Source organism: Staphylococcus sp. HMSC063A07 (assembly GCF_001836955.1).
Lineage (GTDB): Bacteria > Bacillota > Bacilli > Staphylococcales > Staphylococcaceae > Staphylococcus > Staphylococcus lugdunensis.
Genome location: NZ_KV830916.1, coordinates 57,093 through 80,314 on the forward strand (window position 1 = coordinate 57,093; position 23,222 = coordinate 80,314).

Annotated in this window: 21 protein-coding genes; 12 read left to right on the forward strand and 9 right to left on the reverse strand. The window is 34.5% G+C overall.

Annotated features, from left to right (window positions below):
• The first annotated feature begins 95 nt into the window (after nucleotides 1-95).
• From efeO to HMPREF2597_RS05285, 3 genes are read left to right on the forward strand one after another with little or no spacing between them, the layout of a single operon-like run.
• A complete protein-coding gene (gene efeO / locus HMPREF2597_RS05275) occupies nucleotides 96-950 on the forward strand; it encodes an iron uptake system protein EfeO (RefSeq protein WP_002478755.1) in 855 nt (284 codons plus the stop codon).
• A complete protein-coding gene (gene efeB / locus HMPREF2597_RS05280) occupies nucleotides 947-2,176 on the forward strand; it encodes an iron uptake transporter deferrochelatase/peroxidase subunit (protein ID WP_037545176.1) in 1,230 nt (409 codons plus the stop codon). Before efeO ends, efeB begins: the two co-directional genes overlap by 4 nt.
• Complete coding sequence (locus tag HMPREF2597_RS05285) at nucleotides 2,157-3,887, forward strand: FTR1 family protein (RefSeq protein ID WP_002478757.1); 1,731 nt, start codon at nucleotides 2,157-2,159, stop codon at nucleotides 3,885-3,887. Before efeB ends, HMPREF2597_RS05285 begins: the two co-directional genes overlap by 20 nt.
• A gap of 300 nt (nucleotides 3,888-4,187) precedes the next feature.
• Here the strand turns inward: HMPREF2597_RS05285 and tatC are convergent, their stop codons facing one another.
• Entirely contained in the window at nucleotides 4,188-4,874 is a 687-nt protein-coding gene (tatC, locus tag HMPREF2597_RS05290) for a twin-arginine translocase subunit TatC (protein WP_173362266.1), read from the reverse strand.
• A 10-nt stretch (nucleotides 4,875-4,884) separates the two neighbouring features.
• Nucleotides 4,885-5,109 carry a twin-arginine translocase TatA/TatE family subunit gene (gene tatA, locus HMPREF2597_RS05295; protein WP_002478759.1) on the reverse strand — a complete coding sequence of 75 codons (225 nt, stop codon included), beginning with the start codon at nucleotides 5,107-5,109 and terminating at the stop codon, nucleotides 4,885-4,887.
• Between the two features lie 143 nt (nucleotides 5,110-5,252).
• Between tatA and HMPREF2597_RS05300 the strand changes: the two genes are divergently transcribed.
• Both HMPREF2597_RS05300 and HMPREF2597_RS05305 read left to right on the forward strand, forming a co-directional pair.
• Nucleotides 5,253-5,780, forward strand: coding sequence for a GNAT family N-acetyltransferase (locus HMPREF2597_RS05300; protein WP_012990755.1), 528 nt, complete (start codon nucleotides 5,253-5,255; stop codon nucleotides 5,778-5,780).
• Nucleotides 5,781-6,072: 292 nt separating this feature from the next.
• The gene (locus tag HMPREF2597_RS05305) at nucleotides 6,073-6,714 is read left to right on the forward strand and encodes a hypothetical protein (protein WP_002478761.1); all 642 of its coding nucleotides are present in this window, start codon (nucleotides 6,073-6,075) and stop codon (nucleotides 6,712-6,714) included.
• A gap of 44 nt (nucleotides 6,715-6,758) precedes the next feature.
• Here the strand turns inward: HMPREF2597_RS05305 and HMPREF2597_RS05310 are convergent, their stop codons facing one another.
• Nucleotides 6,759-8,459, reverse strand: coding sequence for a CDP-glycerol glycerophosphotransferase family protein (locus HMPREF2597_RS05310; RefSeq protein ID WP_002478762.1), 1,701 nt, complete (start codon nucleotides 8,457-8,459; stop codon nucleotides 6,759-6,761).
• A 292-nt stretch (nucleotides 8,460-8,751) separates the two neighbouring features.
• Between HMPREF2597_RS05310 and HMPREF2597_RS05315 the strand changes: the two genes are divergently transcribed.
• Nucleotides 8,752-10,353 (forward strand): L-lactate permease, encoded by a 1,602-nt coding sequence (locus HMPREF2597_RS05315; protein WP_002478763.1) that lies wholly within the window; start codon nucleotides 8,752-8,754, stop codon nucleotides 10,351-10,353.
• Nucleotides 10,354-10,560: 207 nt separating this feature from the next.
• On the opposite strand, the gene HMPREF2597_RS05320 is transcribed toward HMPREF2597_RS05315, so the two are convergent.
• Nucleotides 10,561-11,709, reverse strand: a complete 1,149-nt coding sequence (locus tag HMPREF2597_RS05320) for a glycosyltransferase family 4 protein (protein WP_002478764.1) — start codon at nucleotides 11,707-11,709, stop codon at nucleotides 10,561-10,563.
• Between the two features lie 299 nt (nucleotides 11,710-12,008).
• Between HMPREF2597_RS05320 and mqo the strand changes: the two genes are divergently transcribed.
• On the forward strand, nucleotides 12,009-13,487 hold the full coding sequence (gene mqo, locus HMPREF2597_RS05325; RefSeq protein ID WP_070817222.1) for a malate dehydrogenase (quinone): 1,479 nt from the start codon (nucleotides 12,009-12,011) through the stop codon (nucleotides 13,485-13,487).
• Nucleotides 13,488-13,583: 96 nt separating this feature from the next.
• Here the strand turns inward: mqo and HMPREF2597_RS05330 are convergent, their stop codons facing one another.
• The 4 genes from HMPREF2597_RS05330 to HMPREF2597_RS05345 form a co-directional block, all read right to left on the reverse strand.
• Nucleotides 13,584-14,042: a DUF3021 domain-containing protein gene (locus HMPREF2597_RS05330; protein ID WP_002478765.1), complete on the reverse strand. Its 459-nt coding sequence runs from the start codon at nucleotides 14,040-14,042 to the stop codon at nucleotides 13,584-13,586.
• A complete protein-coding gene (locus HMPREF2597_RS05335) occupies nucleotides 14,039-14,479 on the reverse strand; it encodes a LytTR family DNA-binding domain-containing protein (RefSeq protein ID WP_002460182.1) in 441 nt (146 codons plus the stop codon). Before HMPREF2597_RS05335 ends, HMPREF2597_RS05330 begins: the two co-directional genes overlap by 4 nt.
• Before the next feature lie 287 nt (nucleotides 14,480-14,766).
• Complete coding sequence (locus tag HMPREF2597_RS05340; RefSeq protein WP_002478766.1) at nucleotides 14,767-16,137, reverse strand: sensor histidine kinase; 1,371 nt, start codon at nucleotides 16,135-16,137, stop codon at nucleotides 14,767-14,769.
• On the reverse strand, nucleotides 16,130-16,804 hold the full coding sequence (locus HMPREF2597_RS05345; RefSeq protein ID WP_002460180.1) for a response regulator transcription factor: 675 nt from the start codon (nucleotides 16,802-16,804) through the stop codon (nucleotides 16,130-16,132). Before HMPREF2597_RS05345 ends, HMPREF2597_RS05340 begins: the two co-directional genes overlap by 8 nt.
• Before the next feature lie 130 nt (nucleotides 16,805-16,934).
• Here HMPREF2597_RS05345 and HMPREF2597_RS05350 point away from each other — a divergent pair, with 130 nt between their 5' ends.
• Complete coding sequence (locus HMPREF2597_RS05350) at nucleotides 16,935-17,993, forward strand: ABC transporter permease (protein WP_037553696.1); 1,059 nt, start codon at nucleotides 16,935-16,937, stop codon at nucleotides 17,991-17,993.
• Entirely contained in the window at nucleotides 17,990-18,658 is a 669-nt protein-coding gene (locus HMPREF2597_RS05355) for an ABC transporter ATP-binding protein (RefSeq protein WP_002478768.1), read from the forward strand. Before HMPREF2597_RS05350 ends, HMPREF2597_RS05355 begins: the two co-directional genes overlap by 4 nt.
• A 90-nt stretch (nucleotides 18,659-18,748) precedes the next feature.
• Here the strand turns inward: HMPREF2597_RS05355 and HMPREF2597_RS05360 are convergent, their stop codons facing one another.
• Nucleotides 18,749-19,702, reverse strand: coding sequence for a YdcF family protein (locus HMPREF2597_RS05360; RefSeq protein ID WP_002478769.1), 954 nt, complete (start codon nucleotides 19,700-19,702; stop codon nucleotides 18,749-18,751).
• Between the two features lie 175 nt (nucleotides 19,703-19,877).
• Here HMPREF2597_RS05360 and HMPREF2597_RS05365 point away from each other — a divergent pair, with 175 nt between their 5' ends.
• The 3 genes from HMPREF2597_RS05365 (at nucleotide 19,878) to HMPREF2597_RS05375 (ending at nucleotide 23,117) form a co-directional block, all read left to right on the forward strand.
• Nucleotides 19,878-20,339, forward strand: coding sequence for a MarR family transcriptional regulator TcaR (locus HMPREF2597_RS05365; protein ID WP_002460174.1), 462 nt, complete (start codon nucleotides 19,878-19,880; stop codon nucleotides 20,337-20,339).
• Nucleotides 20,340-20,436: 97 nt separating this feature from the next.
• Nucleotides 20,437-21,810: a membrane-associated protein TcaA gene (locus HMPREF2597_RS05370; protein ID WP_012990757.1), complete on the forward strand. Its 1,374-nt coding sequence runs from the start codon at nucleotides 20,437-20,439 to the stop codon at nucleotides 21,808-21,810.
• Between the two features lie 101 nt (nucleotides 21,811-21,911).
• On the forward strand, nucleotides 21,912-23,117 hold the full coding sequence (locus tag HMPREF2597_RS05375) for a putative multidrug effflux MFS transporter TcaB (protein ID WP_002478771.1): 1,206 nt from the start codon (nucleotides 21,912-21,914) through the stop codon (nucleotides 23,115-23,117).
• The last annotated feature ends 105 nt before the right edge of the window (nucleotides 23,118-23,222 follow it).

Consider the following 23,222-nt stretch of genomic DNA (forward strand, 5'->3'; position numbering starts at 1 on the left):
TTATTAAATAAGCAAATCTTAGCATTAGTTATTCTCATTTAGAACGGTTGTACAATGGTTTGATGATTGTTCATAACATACTTGAGGTGATTATTTTGAAAAAACTACCAACAATATTATTAGCTTCGTCATTACTATTAGCAGCATGTGGTAGCCAAGATGGCGGACAGGATTCACATTCTAAAAATAAGAGTAGCAAAAGCAATAACACAGCAGAGTTGAAAAAAGCTACTAAAGAATATGAAAAGTATACAGATAAACAATTAGATAAGTTTTTAAAAGGGACAACAGATTTTGTTAATGCAGTGAAGAATGATGATATGGAAAAAGCAAAATCGCTATATCCTAAAGTACGTATGTATTATGAACGTTCAGAACCTGTAGCAGAAGCTTTTGGTGATTTAGATCCGAAAATCGATGCACGTCTCGCTGATATGAAAGAAGAGAAAAAGGAAGATAAATGGACGGGTTATCATAAGATTGAAAGATCGTTATACCAAGATAATAAAATTGATGCAACAACGAAAAAAGATGCTGATCAATTGTTGAAAGATGCCAAAGAGTTAGATGCCAAAGCAGACACATTAAAAATCACACCTAAATTAATGTTACAAGGATCTGTGGATTTACTTAATGAAGTATCAACATCTAAAATCACTGGTGAAGAAGAAATTTATTCTCATACTGACTTATATGACTTCAAAGCCAACATTGAAGGTGCACAAAAAATTTATACACTATTTAAACCAGAATTAAATAAAAAAGATAAAAAGTTATCAGCAGATATTCAAAAGAACTTTGATAAAGTGAACAAACTGTTAGACAAATATAAAGACGGTGACGGCTATAAACCATATGGTGATGTTTCTAAAGCAGATAGAAAAGCGTTAGCAGATGCAGTGAATGCATTAGGGGAACCGTTGAGTAAAATGGCCGTGATTACAGAATGAGTAATCAAGACGAACAACAAAAAGGACAAGTCTCAAGACGTTCCTTCTTAAAAATGTTAGGAATTGGTGGCGCGGGTGTCGTCATCGGCGCAAGTGGTGCAGGTAGTGTATTTTCATTTAAGTCAATGTTTGATACGCCAGAAGATAAAGAGAAAGATGCTTTTGAATTCTATGGCAAGGTTCAAGCTGGTATAACAACGCCAACACAAAAGACATGTAATTTTGTAGCATTAGAACTTAAATCTCGTGATAAAGCAGAAATTAAGAAAATGTTTCAAAAATGGACGGATATGACGGTAAGTCTAACTGAAGGCGAACCAGTTGAAAAGGATAGAAGTCATAATACGTTGTTACCTCCAGCAGATACAGGTGAATCGATTGGCTTAGGTGCAAGTAAGTTAACAATCACGTACGGTGTTAGTAAATCATTTTTAAAGAAAGTAGGTCTATCATCTAAGATACCTAAAGACTTTAAAGATTTACCTCATTTTGCAAATGATCAATTGGAAGATGAGTATAGTGATGGTGATATCATGATTCAAGCTTGCTCTAATGATTCACAAGTGACATTCCATGCGGTACATAATCTAATTCGTCCGTTTAGAGACTTAGTTAAAGTGAAATGGTCACAAACTGGTTTTGTTTCCGGAAAATTAGATGAAACACCAAGAAACTTAATGGCATTTAAAGATGGTACAGTCAATCCACGTAAAAGTGATGAATATAAAAACTATGTCTTTATTGATGATGGTTGGGCAAAGCATGGAACTTATTGCATTATTCGCCGTATTCAAATTCACATTGAAACATGGGACCGTACAGCTTTAGAAGAACAAGAAGCGACATTTGGTCGTAAACGTAGTTCAGGTGCACCATTAACTGGGAAAAAAGAATTTGATGAGCTTGATTTAGACGCAAAAGATAGTTCAGGTGAGTATGTGATTCCTAAAGATGCACATGCACGTTTGGCACATGAAGCTAAGACGTCCATCAAACGTCGTGCATATAATTATTTAGGCGGTACGAATGAAAAAACAGGTGCATTAGAAACAGGTTTAATGTTTATATGTTTCCAAAAATCACCACAACAGTTTATTGATATTCAAAACCATCTAGGTCATCAGGATAAGCTAAATGAGTATATTACACATCGAGGATCGGCTACATTTTTAGTGTTGCCTGGTGTGAAAAAAGGAGGCTACCTTGGTGAAACGTTATTTAATTAAGGTTGTTATTCTTTTAGCTATACTCACAATGGCTTTCCGGATTGCGCCTATGCCTTCAGCGGCTGCAGATAAGCCATCGATTAGTGATGTCTATGTTTCTATTACGGATGCTAAATCAATTTTAGAAGACAAATCAAAAAGCGATAAAGATAAAAAGCAAGCGATTAAAGATATTGATAAACAGCTAGATACATTAAAAATTAAAAATACGAAACAGGGGAAAGATGTTAAGCAGCAATGGCAAGCAGTTAAGAAAACATCATCAACTGAGTCACAAGCAGCAAAATTATCTGAAGTCACAAAATCATTAATTGCTTATGAGAATGCTGAATCTTCTGGAGATGCATCGAAAAAAATTAAAGAATTACAACAACAAGTAGATGCCAAAGACAGTCAGATGCAACAGGCAATTAAGGATAAAGATGAGACAAAGTTACAATCTATAAATAATAGTTTGAATCAGATTTGGACAAGTCATGAAACGGTTATCCGTAACTATGATGATTCAAAATATGGTCAAATCGAAGTGAACTTGATGCAGTTACGTGTGGCAGTTCAAAAAGAACCTTTAGATATCAATAAAGTTAAAAATGCTTGGACAACTTTTAAAACAAGCATTGACCAAGTTGATCAAAAACAATCAAATCAAAGTTCAGATAAGTATAATGTGACACAATTAAATGATGAATTGGATAAAGCCATTAAAGGTATTGAAAATAATCAATTGAAACTAACAGACGATGCTTTAAGTAAATTCATTCAAATTTGGCCTTACGTAGAAGGTAAAATTCAAACGAAAAATGCGTCACTCTATACAACGATAGAAGATAAGATTCCTTATTATCAAAGTATATTAGATGATAGTAATAAAGACCGTGTTAAAGAAGGTCTACAAGATATTAATTCAGACATCAAAGATACGGTCGGCAAAGATAGTTATTCCTTTGTTGATGTCATGATTATTTTCTTGCGTGAAGGTCTTGAAGTATTACTTATCATTATGACACTGACAACAATGACACGTAATGTGAAAGATACGAAAGGTACAGCAAGTGTTCTAGGTGGTGCGATGCTTGGTTTAATTCTAAGTCTTGCCTTAGCCGTTGTCTTTATTCAAACTTTAGGTAATAATGGTTTGTTACGTGAAGGCATGGAAGCGACGTTAGGCATTATTGCCGTCGTCTTGATGTATATTGTAGGTATTTGGATGCATCGCCGTTCAAGTGCAAAACGTTGGAATGACTTAATTCAGTCCATGTATCAAAATGCAATTAGCAACGGCAACCTAGTATTGTTAGGTACGATTGGTTTAATTTCAGTGCTTAGAGAAGGTGTAGAAGTTATTATCTTCTATATGGGTATGATAGGCAGTATTCAGACAATAGACTTTGTGATTGGCATTGCCTTAGCCATTGTAATCCTTATTATCTTCGCATTGTTATTTAGATTTATTGTTAAACTGATACCAATTTATTACATTTTCAGAGTGCTTTCTATATTTATTTTCTTAATGGCGTTCAAAATGTTAGGTGTTAGTATTCAAAAACTTCAATTACTTGGTACATTACCGCAACATAGTATTGAGGGCTTACCAACTATAAGCGTAATCGGATTCTATCCAAGCTTTGAAACGATTGGCGCGCAAATCATTTACATTATTTTAGTCATTGTGTTTATGAGAACACAACGTCAGCAAACGCAAACGACATAAATAAAACATATTAAGATGAGCTGTGAAGAAGATTTATAACAATCGGTTTCTTCACAGCTATTTTTATAGATAGAAAGGCATGGCTATAGTTATAACAGATTAAAGTTTAAAGTACTGGTAGGGTTTCCGCTATATCATTGATATGGTAAGAAACATCATTTAAAGGTATTAAAACTGAAGAGGCTGAAGCTGTTTCCTTAGCCAAAGAGATAATCATACGAAAAGAAGCACAAAGATGATTTTTTAAAATTCAAATCATCTTTGTGCTAATATTTTTGGGATTGTTGTCTCGGCCTAATTTTAATTGCTATGTGTGATTTTAGCAATAAACATACTAAATTCAAACAATAGAATGATAGGTAATGTCAATAATAAATTGAGTGTGATATCTGGAGGTGCGATAATACTTGCGGCAACAAAACAACCGAAATAAATATATTTGCGGTATTTGCCCAATTGATGTACATCAATTAAATCAAAACGTGCCAGTCCCATAAATAACGTCGGTAACTGAAAGAGGATACCAAAGACAAACAACCAACGAATGAGTTCGCCTAAATATGACTTAAAGCCGATAGTTGGGTCAATATGTAGCATTTCCGATAAATTCAGTGAAAAATTAATAACTAAAGGAAATCCGATATAGAATGCGAATAATACGCCTAGAATAAACAACCCTGCACACCATATACTATAGCGATAAATAAATCGACGTTCATTTTGATGTAATCCTGGCGCAATAAATGCCCATAGTTGATAAAAAACGAATGGCACTATTAGGCATAGTGCCACGAAGAAGATAATCATGACATAAATTTGTATCATTTCAGTAAATGAGAAGGCGTGTAACGTTACATTTGCGCGCTTGATATAGTTGATAAATGGATTTATCCACCAATGTGATGATGCGTATACAATGATGGTAGATACCAAAAATGCAATGATTATCCTGACGAAGCGTCTGCGCAATTCATCAATGTGTTCCAACAGGGTATAATTACTTAGATTGCTCTCGTTGTGATTTGGACTCTTTACTGGGAGTATCAAGTGAATGATCTTCATCTAAGTGTTCGGCTGCTGCCTTAAATTCTCGTAATGTACTGCCAATAGCTTTACCGAACTGGGGTAATTTCTTAGGACCGAAAATAATTAATGCGATTATACTAATAATAACTAAACTTGTAGGACCGGTAATACCTACTGCAAAAATGTTTGGTAACATAGTTAAAACCTCACTCCAAATGGATTATTCATTTCAATTATAACTTTATACTCATTGATAAAGATTATCAATGATAAATTTGTGTTATCTTAAATTTAATGGTCTTATGTGGGAGAATCTAACCATTTTAAAGGGAGTTGATCATGATGACAAAGGAAACTATCACTGCAGTACAAGCTTCAGAAATTGAAGATTTACAAGCAATTGCGCAACGCACATTTCATGCTACATTTGAAGGGTCTTATTCAGAAGCTGATTTTTCACAATTTTTTGCAGAGAATTACAGTTTAGATATTTTAACGACAGAATTTCACAACCCCGAATCATTTCATTACTTTTATAAAGTCAAAGGACAAATTGTGGGATATTTAAAATTAAATATCGATGCTGCCCAAACGGAAGCTAAGGGTCCAGCATATTTAGAAATACAACGCATTTACTTTGATAAAGCATATCAAGGTGGAGGTAGAGGGAAAAAGTTTATTCAACTGGCTCTCAATAAGGCGTTGGAATATCAAAAGACAAAGGTATGGCTAGGCGTATGGGAACATAATCCTCAAGCCTTAGCATTTTATAAGACATGTGGTTTTAAAGTAACTGGACAACATGAATTTAAGACGGGAGATGTCATTGATATCGATTTAATTATGGAACGCAGCGTGGCGGATTAATTTTTAAAGGTTTAGTAGCGTCTAGTGCATCATCATATTTAAAGCTATGAACTAAATATTGGCAGTAGTTGACTGCATTGAAAATAAGCTGATACCAAGCTGTTTTTCAATTCTAGTCAATTGTGCCGGAACGGGACTACAAATTCATAATGAATTCTGTCACTTTTTTTAATTTGTACGAAATTTGTAAATAAAAAACTTAAAAATTAACATAAAATTAGTATTTTTAATGTATAGTATAAGTATCAAGCATGTCATAATGCTTAGACGATAAGATAATGGAGGAGTTATAATGAAAAGATTATTAGCAAGTATATTGATTCTATCTTTATCTTTAGCGGCCTGTTCGCACGATGATGGCAACAGTAATAAGGAAGATACTAACAAATCAGAACAACATGATAGCCAAAAAACAGATAAAAACAAACAAAAAGATAAGAAAGATAAGAAATCAAATGTTCAAAAAGATGACGATGAGCAAGCAACGAATGACTCAAAAGACAACAGCTCAGAGAAAAACAGCAACAAGCAAAATAATGCTTCTCAATCGCAGTCTGGTGCTCAACAAGGTCAAGCAACAAATCAGAACAACCAAGCTAATAATAACAAAGGACAATCTCATTATGTTAAGCCATATCAAAGTCCCAATGCAGCTTATGTCTCAAGACAGCTAACAATATTTAACGGTAATGAAAATACAGCTTTAAAACAATTGCCTAACTTCAAAAACGCTTTAACAAAAGCGAATCAAGAAGTAAATAAAATTCACCAAATGCAATGTCAATATAATGATTATGCCATTCAATCTCATAATGGACGCTATGAGTATCTGTTTAGTTTTAAAAATCCTAAACAACAAGGAACTTATACCATTGTATCAGTGAATGGACAAGGTCAACCAAGTATTATTGAACCAGCATATCAACCTAAATAACAGATTACAGCCGACGTTAATAAGAGCGTCGGCTGTAATCTTTTTTAGTTATCAGCGTGTTTCTTATGGAGTTCTTTTAAAATCACGTCCGTAATCTCTGCTAATGCATGATTTGATTTATTGACAAAAGGATGATTGATGGATGGAATGCGCTGTTCAATTAAATCCTCATGTAACAATGCCTCGTCTTTATACCATACGGGTCGAAGTGCGGACAAGACATGTTCATAAATACCACGTTCTTGTTGGTACGTTTCGTGTTGTGGTGTAAATAGACATACCTTTTTATCTATGGTCAATGCGTCAAAGATGATAGAGGAATAATCTGTAACAATGATATCGGCGATTAATATTAAATCTTGTGTCTCAATATCTTTAGGCGCACGAATCACACGCTCTGGTAAACTGTAATCTTGTTGTGCTTCAACATGACCTTTGAATATAATATGGTACTGTTGCAATAAATCATCTGTAATTGTCAAATGTTGTTGTACCGTGTCTTTATGCCATGTTGGCGCATATAGAAGTACAGGCTTATCATCAGTGATATGAAGTTTCTTGCTGATGTGTTTGACTTGGGCACGGTCATGACGATGCTGTAGTAAATAGTCTACACGTGGATAACCCACAGGCAAGACGTTAGTCTCTTGATTTGGAAAAGCTGAATTGAAATATGGTACTACAGATGTGGCATCAACGACAAGATAATCTTGTTGAAGCCATTTATTATATTTACGTGCACGATAATTATAGATATTGCTATTTTCATATGGTTCAGCACTATCTAAAAATAAGCGTTTAATGGGTGAACCGTGCCAGAGTTGGATAATTGTACCATTTGGATGATATGTATCTGGCATATAACTTTCAATCACCACAACTTTGGCACTTTCAATCAGTTCTTGTTTGTTTTCTGCAGAAGTAGAAATAAAATTTGGACCTTTACGTTCATCTGTAATGAAATACGTATCCACCATAGGATTGCGCTTTATAAAATGATTGAATAAGTATTTTGAATTACCACGATAACCATGATCAAAGCCTAAGAAAACAACGTGATCTTTAACCTTTGATGTATCCTTTTGATAAAGATAGCTTAGTTTTTTGTGATTATTGACAGCATGTTGGTGCATCATGTTATATAGCCATTTAGGTAATTTGAATTTTGTCGTTACTAACCAGCTATCGGCAAAGCGCATTTTACTACTATCATCTTTATATTGCGGTTGTGGGAACGGGATAGCTTGGTATTGCTGATACGCTAATTTGTTTAATTCAAAATAATTCGTTGAGTTCATTTGCTGATCAGCTAACCAAGTCCAAAATGTCTCGCTTGCCTGTATTGGTTGAGTAAAATCATATGCCACGTGACCATCGACTACGACATCATCAAATAATAATGTCATAAGCGCTAAGTCAAAAATGTTATGAACGACATCCGTGGATAAATGATGCAAAGCGGTTGGAATATGGTAAACAAGGTTAGGATAATGATTAATATTTTGTGACCATGTTTTAAAGTCAACTTGAGCTTGACCAAAATATCGACAATCATTTAAATATTCTCCGTTGATTGTATAATCAACGACGATTGGATGAGGGTGTAAAGTGACAGACTTCAGCATGTCTTGGTGAATTTTAATTTCGTTCGCATAAGGAGCAAAGTGCGTATAGCCGTCAGCTAATGCACTTTCTAGTTGACTCGTTAATTGTTCCATATGAGAAATGTTAATTTGTTTCAGCATGATTTAACCTTCTATCTGTTAGCGATTTTCATTTATTTTACCATGTCAGATTAGATAATTCACTGATATGCGGCTTACAATCCAATAAAACGATAGTTACATATTTCTCGTAAAAAATACAATGCTAATTTTTGGTTTTAAATGCTTATTTTTGTATAGAATTCATTAGAAATAGTATTGTATTATAGGTATAAAGGTGTTATATTTTTATTGTGAAAAACTTCACAAAGGCTAACTGATGAATGCACACGTTGTGTTCATTGTAAATAAACTACAGAAAGAGGAGTCATGTATGTTAGTTCAATCTTTTAATCCTTTTGATAACTTATTGTTATCAAGCATTGTTGCAGCTATTCCAATTATCTTATTCTTATTATGTCTTACAGTTTTTAAAATGAAAGGGATTTATGCTGCAATCACTACTTTAGTTGTCACTTTGCTTATCGCCATTCCATTCTTTAAACTTCCTGGTGGCATTGCTACTGGTGCCGTAGTAGAAGGTTTCTACCAAGGTATTATTCCAATTGGCTATATTGTAATGATGGCCGTGTTACTTTATAAAATTACACAAGAATCTGGTCAATTCCAAACAATTCAAGATAGCATTACAAGCATTTCACAAGACCAACGTATTCAATTATTATTGATTGGTTTTTCATTTAATGCCTTTTTAGAAGGGGCAGCAGGCTTTGGTGTACCAATTGCAATTTGTGCCTTATTACTTACTCAATTAGGTTTCAGACCTTTACAAGCTGCGATGTTGTGTTTGGTAGCCAATGCAGCGTCTGGTGCATTTGGTGCCATCGGAATTCCAGTAGGTATTGTTGATACATTACACTTGCCTGGACATGTTACAGCTATGGGTGTATCTCAAACATCTACGTTAACTTTAGCCATCATTAACTTCTTTATTCCATTCTTATTAATTGCGATTATCGATGGCTTCAAAGGTATTAAAGAAACTTTACCAGCTATATTAGTAGTATCTATTACGTATACAGTCTTACAAGGTTTACTTACTGTATTCAACGGTCCAGAATTAGCTGACATTGTACCACCATTAGCATCAATGGGGGCATTAGCTTTATTCTCTAGAAAATTCCAACCTAAAAATATCTTTAGAGTTCAAAAAGATGTTAAACCTGAACCAACAAAACATCTTACAGCAAAACAAGTATTATATGCTTGGAGTCCTTTCATTATCTTAACTGTGATTGTGATGGTTTGGAGTTCACCTTCATTTAAAGGATTATTCTTGCCAAAAGGTAAACTCTCATCACTCGTGTTAAACTTCAGTTTACCTGGTACGTTTAGTGATATTGCACACAAACCAATCATGTTATCATTTAACTTCATTGGACAAACTGGTACCGCTATTTTAATCACTATTCTGATTACTGTGTTAATGGCTAAAAAAGTTAGCTTTGGTGATGCTGGTCGATTATTTGGTGTAACGTTTAAAGAACTTTGGTTACCTATTTTAACTATATGTTTCATCTTAGCCATTTCTAAAATCACAACATACGGTGGTTTAAGTAGTGCCATGGGTCAAGGTATTGCAAAAGCAGGTAATGTCTTCCCAGTATTATCTCCAATTCTAGGATGGATTGGTGTATTTATGACTGGTTCAGTTGTAAACAACAACTCGCTATTTGCTCCAATTCAAGCATCTGTAGCACAACAAATTGGCACAAGTGGTTCACTCTTAGTTGCTTCAAATACAGTTGGTGGGGTAGCTGCAAAATTGATTTCTCCTCAATCAATAGCTATTGCTACAGCTGCTGTTAAACAAGTTGGTAAAGAATCTGACTTATTAAAAATGACACTTAAATATAGTATTGGATTATTAATCTTCGTATGTATTTGGACATTCATACTTTCATTAATATTCTAGAAAAGAACTTAATAAATCAGTACTTAATCGTTTCTCTGTAAACGATTAAGTACGGCAACCATGACGGAGCGGGACAACGAATTCATTGTGAATTCGCTGTCCCGCTCTCATTTTCTTTGATTATATACAGAATCCATTTTGCTAGTTAATATGATTGCATCTATATATGAATATTTACGCTGTCATAAGCTGTCCTTCAAATACAACTTATCCTTTGAAAATAGCCATAAACGCAGCATACACATGGTCAGCAGTATATTGCTTTAACGTTTGTTGGCCTGCTTCAATCATTGGGGTTAATTTTGTGTAATATTGTGTCGCAATATCAATGTATTTAGCCAATGATCCGGCATCTCCGTAGTCTGCCAAATAACCATTGGTTCCGGCATTGATAATATAAGATGGTCCTAAAGTGTCTTTAAAGCTAATCACAATATTATGCTGTGCCATGGCTTCAAGAATAACCATGCCAAAGCCCTCATTTCTTGATGGGACGACAGTTATTTTACTACGTGATAGTTTCTTATCTAAGTCTTTTGTGGCAGGAAACAATTTTATAATATCATTTAGGTTATACTGTTCTATCATATTGATTAATGCTGCCTTTTCTTTTCCTTCACCGTAGATGTGGATTTGATAACGAATTTGGCGCAAATCATCTTGTATGCGACGTGCAGCTTCTATGAGTAAGTCATATCCTTTTTCATAGTCTAAGCGACCAGCGCTAATAATGATGTTTTGTTTTTGGGCTCCAATGAAACGATGATTAATAATATTAGGAACTATGTAAACTGGCGTTTGGATGCGTTGTTGATAGGCGAATTGATCACTATCAGTTAATGTTGTTACGGCATCTAAACCTTGATAAGCACGTATTATTTGGTGCTGATAACGTGTTGGATGTGCGTCGAAGTTCATATGTTCCATTCCAATAGTAAAGACATCTTTAGGAGCGAATTGTGCCACGAGTATGTTATAACTGGCACGTGTTCCGACTAATACATCAGTTGCGGTTTGCTTAATGCTGGCAATGATTTTCTTTTCAATAAAACTAGATAATTGAGTAAGTCCTGGTTCATATTTAGATATTTTTTTAGGCTTTAGTAATGGCGTGAATTTACGGATACGATTTGCGATAATACCACTTATATTTTGTGGTTTGAGACGATAATCGACAAGGTCTATCACCTTAATGTTATTGTTCAACGCAAAATAAGGTGTGTCGGCTGCACGCAGAACTGAGACAATCGTAACGTCATGGCCGCGCTCTGCTAAAGTATTTGCCAATTGAGAAACTGCTTTAACTGTGCCACCTAAGGCATAAATATTGTGCATTAAAAAAGTAAAAGACTTCATAAAAATTGCCCTCTTTAGTGAAATAGTTTATAAAAATTATATCATGTCTAAACATATGCTGGAAATAACTTAGCAAGCACAATGCACAAAATATTATGAATAATTGAAAATATTTGAACAAATATACTTGTTTAAGCTTTTTTCATAGTTCATTTATGTATATAATTGAGTTAGTCATTATAATTAAGAAAAAGCACCTAAATAAGGTGAATTTTTTAACATTAATTAAGAAAGCGCTTTAAAACAAGCGTTTGTTTGTCAGTCTTAGTTGTGAAACGATAAAGGGGGAAGTGTTTGTTATGAATCAAGCACCTAGCAAGACAGATGTTATCTTAATTGGTGGAGGAATTATGAGTGCGACATTAGGTACGCTTATTACCGAGCTCTCACCAGATAAAGACGTTAAATTATTTGAGAAGTTAGCACAACCGGGGGAAGAAAGTTCAAATGTATGGAATAATGCTGGCACAGGGCACTCAGCATTATGTGAACTGAATTATACGAAAGAAGGACAAAACGGCGACATTGATTGTACGAAAGCAATCAAGATTAACGAACAGTTTCAAATATCTAAACAGTTTTGGGCTTACCTTGTGCGTACTGGCCATTTAACAGAGCCAGGAGACTTCATTCAAGCTGTACCACATATGAGCTTTGTCAAAGGCGTGAATAATGTGAGGTTTTTGAAAAATCGTGTTAAAGCGCTACAGAAGAACGTATTATTTGAAAAAATGGTTTATACAGAAGACAAAGAAAAAATTACCGAATGGGTACCGTTAATGATGGCAGGAAGAACATCTCATGTGCCTATTGCCTTAACACGAGATGAAACAGGTACGGATGTGAATTTTGGTACATTAACTAAGAAGTTGATTGCACAGTTGAAAACAAAAGATGTGGATGTTCATTATCAGCATGAAGTTCAAGATTTAGCACAATTAGATAATGGGGCTTGGCTGGTGACTATTAAAGATTTAGCAACAAATCATATTACAACGTATGAGTCACGTTTTGTCTTTATAGGCGCAGGTGGTGCCAGCTTGCCATTATTACAAAAGACTGGAATTAAGGCTTCTAAACATATAGGTGGCTTTCCAGTAAGTGGTCTCTTCTTAAGATGTACCAATCCAGATGTCATTCAACAGCATCATGCCAAAGTGTATGGTAAGGCAGAGATTGGTGCGCCACCTATGTCAGTACCTCATTTAGACACGCGTTTTGTTAATGGAGAACGCGCGCTATTATTTGGCCCATTTGCTGGATTTTCACCTAAATTTTTAAAAACAGGGTCAAATTTGGATTTAATTAAATCAGTTAAACCTAATAACTTAGTCACGATGTTATCAGCTGGTATTAAAGAAATAGGGTTAACAAAGTATTTAGTTTCGCAGTTAATGTTATCAAATGAAGCTCGTATGAATGATTTACGTGTCTTTGTACCGAATGCGCAAGACGAATACTGGGAAGTCATTACGGCTGGGCAACGTGTACAAGTGATTAAAGATACTGAACAAAGTAAAGGAAATTTACAGTTTGGGACAGAAGTGATTACAAGTGATGATGGCACGTTAGCAGCATTACTTGGTGCATCTCCAGGGGCATCTACTGCAGTTGATATCATGTTTGATGTATTACAACGTTGCTATAGAGATGAGTTTGAAGATTGGATGCCTAAAATAAAAGAAATGGTACCATCATTTGGCTTAAAGTTATCAGAGCATGAAGATGTTTATCATGCAGTAAATAAAGAAATACAAAAACACCTGCATGTGCAATAATATAACCAAATAGGCTAGGACATCAATATCTTTGACAAGATGAAGCAGGCAATTTCCATTGAAACTTAATAGAAATTGCCTGCTTCATTATTTTTATTATTTCAAACGTTGTTGAAGCTGCTGATTGATTTCATTGACGTAACGTCTGTTTTTCAAAAATGATACGACCCAGATGATCATATAGATGATGATAAAGATAATCGTAAATTTAGTAATGTGTGATAAATCTAGGTTGAACCAGCCTGCAAATGTAGCTAAAGGGAGAAACCCAAGATAGCTACAGACGAAATGTGATGCTGTGGCAGTAGTAATACTCCAATCGGTATGCGTAAAAATAAAGTTTGTTGCAAAAAATACCATGCCGATCAGCAGCCAAATAATAATAGATAACAACATGACAGTAGGTCCATTGAAGTGTTGATAATAAAGCTGTCCGAATGTTGAATCTGGTGCTAACGGATAGTAGTGTTCACCATTTGATATCATGCTAAATATGATGGATAGTGATAGGCCAATAATAAGACTAATAAATAAGCTTTTAGAAAGTGATGTCATATTGATAATCGCTCCTTGATAGATTTTAAATAGCGCCGTGAAGAATAGGTATAATCACAGCCTTCTAAATACATGCGGATTAAGCCGTTGGGTTCTAATTGTAGTTTTATAATTTTATCGATATTCACAATTTCTGATTTTGAAATTCTGATAAAGTTTGAGGTTAACATGTTTTCTAGCTGATATAATCGTTCTTTCACAACATATGTTGTATGGTCTTTAACTGCTGTTACCGTTTTATGCTGAGTGCGAAATGTGGTGATATCTGTGATAGCCAGACGATAGATATCTTCATCATGACGAGCAGTGAGATATTTTGGCTGTGATAATTGGTTCACTGTGTCAATAACAGTTTGAGTGTCGTTATCTAATATAGGCGAATGTACAGCCACATATTGTTCAGTTTCCTTTGGACTAATAAATAATTTTAATTTCATGGCGACTCCTTTCTTTAGCTCTATTTAAGCATGAAATCATATTTGAAGAAATAGCTTATCGCTATGTGGTTATGATTCAGTGATAAGCGGTAAAATAGGGCTGATGATATATATTTAGGCACTATAAAATCACTTGAATCTGAAATATATTACATCATGCTTTAAAAATAAAAATGATACTTTCTATGGAAATAAAACTAGAAAGTACCATTTTTATTGTTTAACTAATATATGTTGCTAGCAGCAATTTTATTTTTAAAATATAACAATTGATCATAGAACATTGCTTACGGTTTGAAAGGGAGTATGACTGTAAATTGTGTTCCAATAAGATTGTTACTCTCTACTTCAATGTGACCATGGTGAAGCTGAACAATTGCTTGAGTAATTGATAATCCCAGTCCATTACTTGTGTCATTTGAATTTACTTTATAGAAGCGGTCGAAGATGTGCAACTGTGCTTCTTTAGTCATCGGCTGACCATCATTTTGTATCGTAAAATGAACGTGATTGTTTCGATGTTGAAGTTTGATATTAATTGCACCTTCATTATTAGTATATTTGATCGCATTGCGCAGTAAATTTTCAAAGGCTTGATGCAATAATCGCTCATTACCTAACAGGCTTGAAGGTAGTAATTCAGCGTATACGATAATATTTTTACGTTCAATTAAATATTGTTCATGGCGAATCAAGTCTTGGAGTAATAGATCTAACTGTATCGTTGAATTCAATTGAATATGACTTGCATTGTCAAGTTCTGAAAGTATTAACAACTCTCTAGTTAAGTCACTTAAGCGTGAAGTTATGGTGAATAAATCATTGATAATTGTTTGTTGTGTCGCTTTATCGTCGCTTGCTTGTAGTTGTGTTAATGCGTGATGAATGTGAGTTAAAGGTGTCTTCATCTCATGAGAGACATTTTGCACGAAGTGTTGACGCATCGCATCAACTTGCTTTAGTGATTGTCGCATCGTATCGAAACGATATTGCAAAATGCCAATTTCATCTGTTCGCGTTTGTTTAATAGGTGTATCAAAATCACCATGCATCAGTCGCTCTGTGGCATATTTTAATGACTGTATAGGTTTAATAATGGCGTATGTTGAAGCGATAATGAGTGAAATTGAAATGATGAGCAACAAAATGATCAGAAGTGCTAAAAAGATTCTAAATTCACTAAATGTTTGTCCAATGTCAGGACGCATAAATACTGCAACATATCCCTCTGAACTTTTAAATCTTACACCGACTGTATTATCTGTTTCATTGTCAAAAAAGCCTGTGACTAACAATTGAAAAGGCTGTTTCGCAATACCATGATAATCATGACCTTGTAGTACACGTTGAATATTGGTTGCTGAGAGGGTATCTTTGCGAAAATCGGCACCATAAAAATGTTTATGACCGTATTTGTCCACCGTCATAATTTGATAATTCATATCAGCGAGATGCTTGAAAAATGATGATGAAACTTGATGTTGTTGTGCGGCATCAAATTGTCTTGCATCCTTTAACGTTGTCATAATTTTTTGGTCATTTTTAGGCTTTAAATTGAAATGATAGTAGACATTTGATATGAAAAAGCTAAGGATGGCACTTAGTAAAATAACGGTAATGGTATAGATGGCGATTCTTGAATATAAAGATTTAAACATGGGCTTCCACCTTGTATCCTTGGCCACGGACGGTTGTGATTGTCACATTGGCTGCTAATTTTGATAAGCGTTGTCTCAAGCGTTTGATATGGACGTCTAAAGTTCGCTCATCTCCCTCATAATCAAATCCCCACACCTTTTCAATAAGCGTATCTCGTAAAAACACTTGTTTAGGATGACTCGTGAGCATATATAATAATTGGAATTCCTTTTTGGGTAAAGTCATCGTCTTATGATCTACTTGTACTTCCATGTAATTATCATTTAATGTCAGGTTGCCTAGTTGTATAATGTGTTCAGCATTGATTTGATAGCGGCGAAGTACAGCTTTAATTCGAAAAATAAGTTCCTTAATTTCAAATGGCTTTGTGACATAGTCATCTGTACCACTTAAAAAAGCGCGCTCCTTATCTGTAAGTGCATCACGTGCCGTTAACATAATGACTGGTAGATCAAAATCAAGTTTTATTTGCTGGCATAATTCAAACCCGTCCATACCAGCCATCATAATATCAACAATCGCGATATCGACAGTTTGCTGTTCTAAAAATTGTAAGGCCGCTGTACCACTCGGTTTAGTATAAGTATGATAGCCCTCATTGTTTAAATGGGAAGCTACATAATCTAAAATCGTTTGATCGTCATCCACAATAAGACAATTAACCACGCTACACGCTCCTTTTTTATTCTTTATTATACGGTGTTAAGTCATTTTGAACAAATGTCATCTAGTTCATATTCAGTTCACATTCCATAGCTATATTCAAACCATCAATTTGAAATGGAAGTGACAGATGATGAAACTTGCTTGGCGAGAAATTACATTTTACAAATTTCGCTATATATTAATTACGCTTATCATTATTTTGTTGGCCAGTATGGTGTTATTTATTACAGGGCTGGCACAAGGATTGGCACGCGAAAATATTTCATTCTTTGAACAACAACATGCACAACATTATGTGATGCAAAAGATGTCACAGCCTCAGTTGGAGAAATCTAATATTTCTGCTCAAGACACATCAAAAGTAAGAACAATATTACAGCAACAACCGACACGTTTAAAGCCACAAGTATTAACTGTTAATCAAGATTCACTTGATGTAATGACGGTTACTACTGATAAGACATTTAAACCACAATTGCAAGCTGGGACCTATCCTAAAAAAGCACACGATATAGCAATCAATAATAAATTGACTGCTAAAGGCATACAGATTGGTGATAAGGTCCATTTTAAAGGTCATTCAACCCACTATCATGTTACAGGTATTTTAGAGAATACGATGTATGCGCATAGCTCAATGTTATGGATGACTCAAGAAGGTTTCGAACAACTGAATAAACAAGCTGCGACTGTGTTCCCAGTGAAAGATTTAAATGAGGAACAACGTTCACAACTTGCAGATGATTCTAAGTTAGAGCTTGTTAAACCAGATACATTGCAAGCAAATATAGCCAGTTATCAGGCAGAACAAGCACCGTTAAATTTAATGGTCATGAGTTTATTTGTCATTACTGCCATTGTGCTAAGTGCGTTCTTTTACGTTATGACGATTCAAAAGATTTCCCAAATTGGTATATTAAAAGCCATTGGTATTAAGACACGTCATTTACTTATAGCACTCATAGGACAAATTATGTTGATTACTTTATTTGGAGTGAGTATTGCGGTTGGTCTGATATGGAGTTTAACATTTGTTATGCCAGTAACAATGCCGTTTTATATTCATTTGACTAACATTTTAGTGATTTTGGGTGGTTTTGTCCTTGTCGCTTTAATCGGTGCGTTATTATCAATGATAAAAGTATTAAAAGTGGATCCTATAGAAGCGATTGGAGGAAATGCATCATGACTTTAAAGGTAGCTAATCTTCGTAAAACATTTGGACAAGGTGAGGCAAAAACACAAGTATTAAAAGGGATAGATTTTGAAATTGCTGACGGTGAGTTCGTTATTTTGAACGGCGCCTCTGGTTCAGGTAAAACTACATTGCTAACAATGCTGGGTGGTTTGTTAACACCAACCGAGGGGACAATTGAAGTGAATGACAAACCATTATTTTCGACACAAAGTCATAATAGTGCATTAAGGTTAACCGATATAGGCTTTATTTTTCAAGCAGCTTATTTAATCCCATATTTAAGTGTCATAGAGCAATTGACATTAGTAGGTAAGGAGGCAGGACAATCTCATAATGATGCCCAACAACGTGCACGTACGTTATTAAGTGATATAGGCTTAGCACATCGGCTGGATGCTTATCCTCATATGCTCTCTGGTGGAGAAAAGCAGCGTGTGGCCATTATGCGTGCTTTTATGAATCAACCGAAAATTATTTTAGCAGATGAACCCACAGCAAGTTTAGATGCTAAGCGTGCAGTACAAGTTGTTGATATGATTAAAACACAAATTAAAAGTAACCATATGATGGGAATAATGATAACCCATGATGAACGCTTATTTGCATATGCTGATAGAGTAATTCAATTATATGACGGTCAAATTGTACCAGGTTAGTCTGAATAGGCTGGGGCATAAATGTTTCTGACATGTTGAAGCAGATCATTTCTATTAAAATTTACATAGAAATGATCTGCTTCTGTATTTTTATAAGTTCAAAAGTATGGCGCTAATAAACAATAATGCAAAGTATAATGTAAGCAACAATTTATATTGATGCATCAAACCAAGGAAATCTCGAATGAGCGAACGTGCTAATAAATGACAGGGTGTTGAACTTCCAATACCTTGAACCGGTAGCCCAAACTTCTGGGCAAAGCGTAAAGCTCTAAGTATATGAAATTGACTTGTTACTACAAGGAGCTTATTTGGTTTAGGTGTCATTGCATCGATAATTGATTTACTATAAAGAAAATTTTCAGCAGTGTTTGTAGAATGTGCTTCCATGATAATAGATTGTTCCGGTACACCGTGTGAAAGAAGATAGCGTTTCATTGCTAATGCTTCAGAAATTGGTTCATCTTTACCTTGACCGCCACTGACAATGATTGTACAGTGTGATTGTTGATTGTATATTGATAGTGCTCGGTTTAAACGACTAGCTAACAAAGGTGTGACAGCTTCAGTAAAAATACCTGCACCTAACACAATAATGCCATCAAAAGTACAATGGTTTGTCATTCTGCCAAAAGCTGATGAGAAACATAAATATAATGCAAATGTTGTTAGCGTACTGATAGCAATAAGACTAAACCATATAAATAAACCGGTGAACACGGGTACATGAATTAGGCTAATATAAGCACAAGCGCAACTAAATAATAAGAGGCGATAAATATATTTCATTAATTCTTGCAATAATTGTCGACCTTGTTGCTGCTTTATAAGATAAAAATGTTTAACAAATAACACAGTAACCAGTACAATAAATAAAGAAAAATAACATAAAACAAAACTTTGTTGCCATAAATTTATTAGTACAAATGAAAAAGCTAAGATAACAGAAATAAAATAGAGACGTAATGATACAAAGGTTTGACTATTAAAGAGCGTAGGTACGATACATATAAAGGTTAAAAAAGCTATACTAATACTTAACATAAAGTAAACCTCATTATATAGATTATGTATTTAATGTAATGGAATTCAAATAACTGCGCAAATATAAAGTTGAAATTTTGTAAATAAATAAGTTTCTTTATAGCCCTATTATTGATAAAATTATTTGAATACATTATTAATTCGGACAAAAGATAGAACATTCAAGGAGCGTATCATGAGTACAATATCAAAAAGTCATATTGATTTTATGAAACAGTTTATCGATGATGTGAACACACTTACAGCTAAATTGTTCAAAGACATTCAAAATGAATACGGTATTTCAGTGGAGCAGTCTAATGTTTTAAGACTATTAAGCAATCATCAGGCATTGACCATTACTGAAATCACAGAAAAACAAGGCGTAAATAAAGCTGCTGTTAGTCGACGCATAAAAAAATTAATCGATGCTAAGCTGGTTTGTCTTGAAAAGCCCAATAGTCATATTGATCAACGCTTAAAATATATCAAATTATCAACAAAAGGACAGCAATATATTGATGAGAGTAAAAATATACTTAGTCGAATTGCCAATGACATGGTCAAAGATTTTTCAAGTAACGAGATTGAACAAGCACTCAACGTGTTGTGCATCATTGACTCAAGAATAAAACAATTCAACAAGCAATTTGATTAAATATAAGATTATGATTATAAACGTGCAATACTATGGAATGACTACATAATAAAACATGTATGTGAAATGATGCTGAAAAGAGAAACGAGGTGACAATATGACTACGTGTCCTAAATGTGGTGAAGAAATAAAGAATGAACAAACCAATCATTGCCCAAACTGTGGTGCAACTATTAACGACAATGGCGAAAATAGCTCAAATCAAGCTTCAAACGAGGCAACAATTCGGCTTAAGAAAATTGTACCGTGGGCAATCGGTGGGTTTATTATCATATTGTTAATTATCGTCTTTGTATTGTTAAAAAATTTTAACTCTCCAGATGCACAAGCGAAAATATTAATAAATGCGATTGATAATGATGATTCGCAAAAGGTCGCTACGATGTTAACTACACGAGATAATAAAGTCGATGAAACAGAAGCACAAACTTATATCAAATACATTAAAAAGGAAGTCGGTATGACAAAATTTATCTTTGATATAAGAGAAACAGTTGAAAAGTTAAATAAAAGCGAGACACGTGTAGCTGCTTATTTACAAACACGTGCTGGGGAAAATGTGTTACGTGTCAGCAAAAATGGTCGACGTTATTTGATTTTCAATAATATGAGTTTTACGCCGCCAACAAAAGAAGTTACGGTTAAACCTAAAGAAGATACGAAGTATGAATTTAAAGATGATGGTCGCAATAAGAAAGTCGTTGCAGAAGCGGATAAAGAAACCACTATCGGTAAATTTATACCAGGAAATTATGCAATTGACGCTAAAAAAATTACCGACAACGGTGTGTTTACTGGCTACTTGAAGTTTGATTTTAAATATGCAAATAGCAATACGGTAGATGTGAATGAAGATTTTAATGAAGCCAAAGTTCACGTTAAGATTAAAAATGGAGAACAATTAAGCCGCAGTTCATTAAAAGTAAAAATTAATGATAGAACTTGGGATTATGGCAACGCCAAAGTATATGGTCCTTATCCGAAGAATAAAGATATTACAGTGTCAGCAACTGGTAAAGTTAAAGGTAAGACATTTGAAACAGAAACAAAGTCAATCAAAGCAGATAAATTAACGGATAATACCGATGTGACAGTGTCATTTGATGATGATGATATTTCAGATTATATAGAGAAAAAGGAAAAAGAAGATAACTCGTTGAAAAATAAACTAGGTAGCTTTTTCAGCAGTTATTCATTATCATTAAATCAAGCCATAGCTCAAAGTGATTTTTCACTTGTTCATTCATTTTTGAAAAAAGGGTCTAGCAGTTATGATAAAGTACGCAAAAATATTGCATCTAACACAAGTGCACGACTCGTGTCACCGATTATCTTAAGCGTAGATCAAACAGGCGACACGATTAAAGCTAAAGTGCAAGGTTTTGGACTCAATGGATTACCTGTTGTGAAAAATTATGTTTTAGAAGAAAGCAAAGATGACTTAGGTTATAAATTAGTTAAAGTAGATTAACAGCGCGGTGAAAGGACAGAAATCTTTTAAATATTAAAGGTTTCTGTCCTAGTTTTATCTTAATTATATTGAGAAACTTAACTATAGAAAGGTGTGATTAGGTGTCATCACAACAACGTGATAAGCAATCATTAATATTTATTATTATTTTAGGTGCACTTACGGCAATTGGACCGTTATCGATTGATATGTTCTTGCCTGGGTTACCAGAAATTAAGCATGATTTTAATACATCGACAGCAATTTCACAATTAACCTTATCCTTATTTATGATTGGTTTAGCGCTCGGCAATTTATTTGTAGGTCCTATTTCGGACGCAATAGGTAGAAAGATGCCACTAGTAGTATCGATGTTTATCTTTACACTAGCCAGCTTTAGTATTATTTTTGTCAGTAATATATGGGTGATGATAGTACTACGCTTTGTTCAAGGGCTAACAGGGGGCGCGAGTGCTGTCATTTCCCGAGCAATAGCGAGTGATTTATATAGTGGTAAAGCACTTACCAAATTCCTAGCATTATTAATGTTAGTCAATGGCATCGCGCCGATTATCGCACCAACACTTGGTGGCATTATTTTAAGTGTGTCTATTTGGCGAACGGTCTTTATTGTACTTACTGTTTTTGGCATACTGATGCTGTTAGGTTCAGCCCTAAAAGTTACAGAATCACTGCATATTGAGCAACGTGAGACAAGTGGCATTAAAGTTATTTTTAAAAATTTTGGAAAGCTATTAGCTACACCAAAATATGTATTGCCAATGCTGATACAAGGCGTAACCTTCATCATGCTATTTAGCTATATTTCAGCATCACCGTTTCTTATTCAAAAAATATATGGTCAGTCACCATTTGCTTTTAGTCTTATCTTTGCATCGATTGGTGTTACGCTAATTATCTCAAGTCAATTAACAGGAAAATTAGTAGATTATGTTGATAGACAGCAATTATTAAGAATACTGACAGTAATCCAAATTGTAGGCGTGATTATTGTAGGTTTCGTATTAACTAATCATTGGTCATTTTGGATTTTAATCATAGGTTTGATTGTACTTGTTGCACCAGTTACAGGTGTTGCAACACTAGGTTTCGCGATTGCGATGGATGAACGTACGACAGGATCGGGTAGTGCATCAAGTTTGCTAGGGTTACTACAGTCATTGCTAGGGGGACTTGTGACACCTCTAGTTAATTTAAAAGGTGAATATAACAGCACACCATATCTTATTATTATTTCTATTGCTGCACTTGCTTTGATGATGTTACAAATAGTTAACTACTTTGTTTTCAAAGAAAGCACAGAATAATAGTAGATACTTCGTAGCGTTTTTATATAAATAGTTGCTGACAAAGAAAATAATTGAAATAAAAAGGGAGCGGGCCAGAATTCATAATGAATTCGTAGTCCCGCC

Coding starts and splice junctions, on each gene's coding strand:
- efeB (WP_037545176.1), top strand. CDS start 947: ATGAGTAATCAAGACGAACAACAAAAAGGACAAGTCTCAAGACGTTCC.
- tatA (WP_002478759.1), bottom strand. CDS start 5,109: ATGTTACCAAACATTTTTGCAGTAGGTATTACCGGTCCTACAAGTTTA.
- HMPREF2597_RS05300 (WP_012990755.1), top strand. CDS start 5,253: ATGATGACAAAGGAAACTATCACTGCAGTACAAGCTTCAGAAATTGAA.
- HMPREF2597_RS05305 (WP_002478761.1), top strand. CDS start 6,073: ATGAAAAGATTATTAGCAAGTATATTGATTCTATCTTTATCTTTAGCG.
- HMPREF2597_RS05310 (WP_002478762.1), bottom strand. CDS start 8,459: ATGCTGAAACAAATTAACATTTCTCATATGGAACAATTAACGAGTCAA.
- HMPREF2597_RS05315 (WP_002478763.1), top strand. CDS start 8,752: ATGTTAGTTCAATCTTTTAATCCTTTTGATAACTTATTGTTATCAAGC.
- HMPREF2597_RS05320 (WP_002478764.1), bottom strand. CDS start 11,709: ATGAAGTCTTTTACTTTTTTAATGCACAATATTTATGCCTTAGGTGGC.
- mqo (WP_070817222.1), top strand. CDS start 12,009: ATGAATCAAGCACCTAGCAAGACAGATGTTATCTTAATTGGTGGAGGA.
- HMPREF2597_RS05330 (WP_002478765.1), bottom strand. CDS start 14,042: ATGACATCACTTTCTAAAAGCTTATTTATTAGTCTTATTATTGGCCTA.
- HMPREF2597_RS05335 (WP_002460182.1), bottom strand. CDS start 14,479: ATGAAATTAAAATTATTTATTAGTCCAAAGGAAACTGAACAATATGTG.
- HMPREF2597_RS05340 (WP_002478766.1), bottom strand. CDS start 16,137: ATGTTTAAATCTTTATATTCAAGAATCGCCATCTATACCATTACCGTT.
- HMPREF2597_RS05350 (WP_037553696.1), top strand. CDS start 16,935: ATGAAACTTGCTTGGCGAGAAATTACATTTTACAAATTTCGCTATATA.
- HMPREF2597_RS05355 (WP_002478768.1), top strand. CDS start 17,990: ATGACTTTAAAGGTAGCTAATCTTCGTAAAACATTTGGACAAGGTGAG.
- HMPREF2597_RS05360 (WP_002478769.1), bottom strand. CDS start 19,702: ATGTTAAGTATTAGTATAGCTTTTTTAACCTTTATATGTATCGTACCT.
- HMPREF2597_RS05365 (WP_002460174.1), top strand. CDS start 19,878: ATGAGTACAATATCAAAAAGTCATATTGATTTTATGAAACAGTTTATC.
- HMPREF2597_RS05370 (WP_012990757.1), top strand. CDS start 20,437: ATGACTACGTGTCCTAAATGTGGTGAAGAAATAAAGAATGAACAAACC.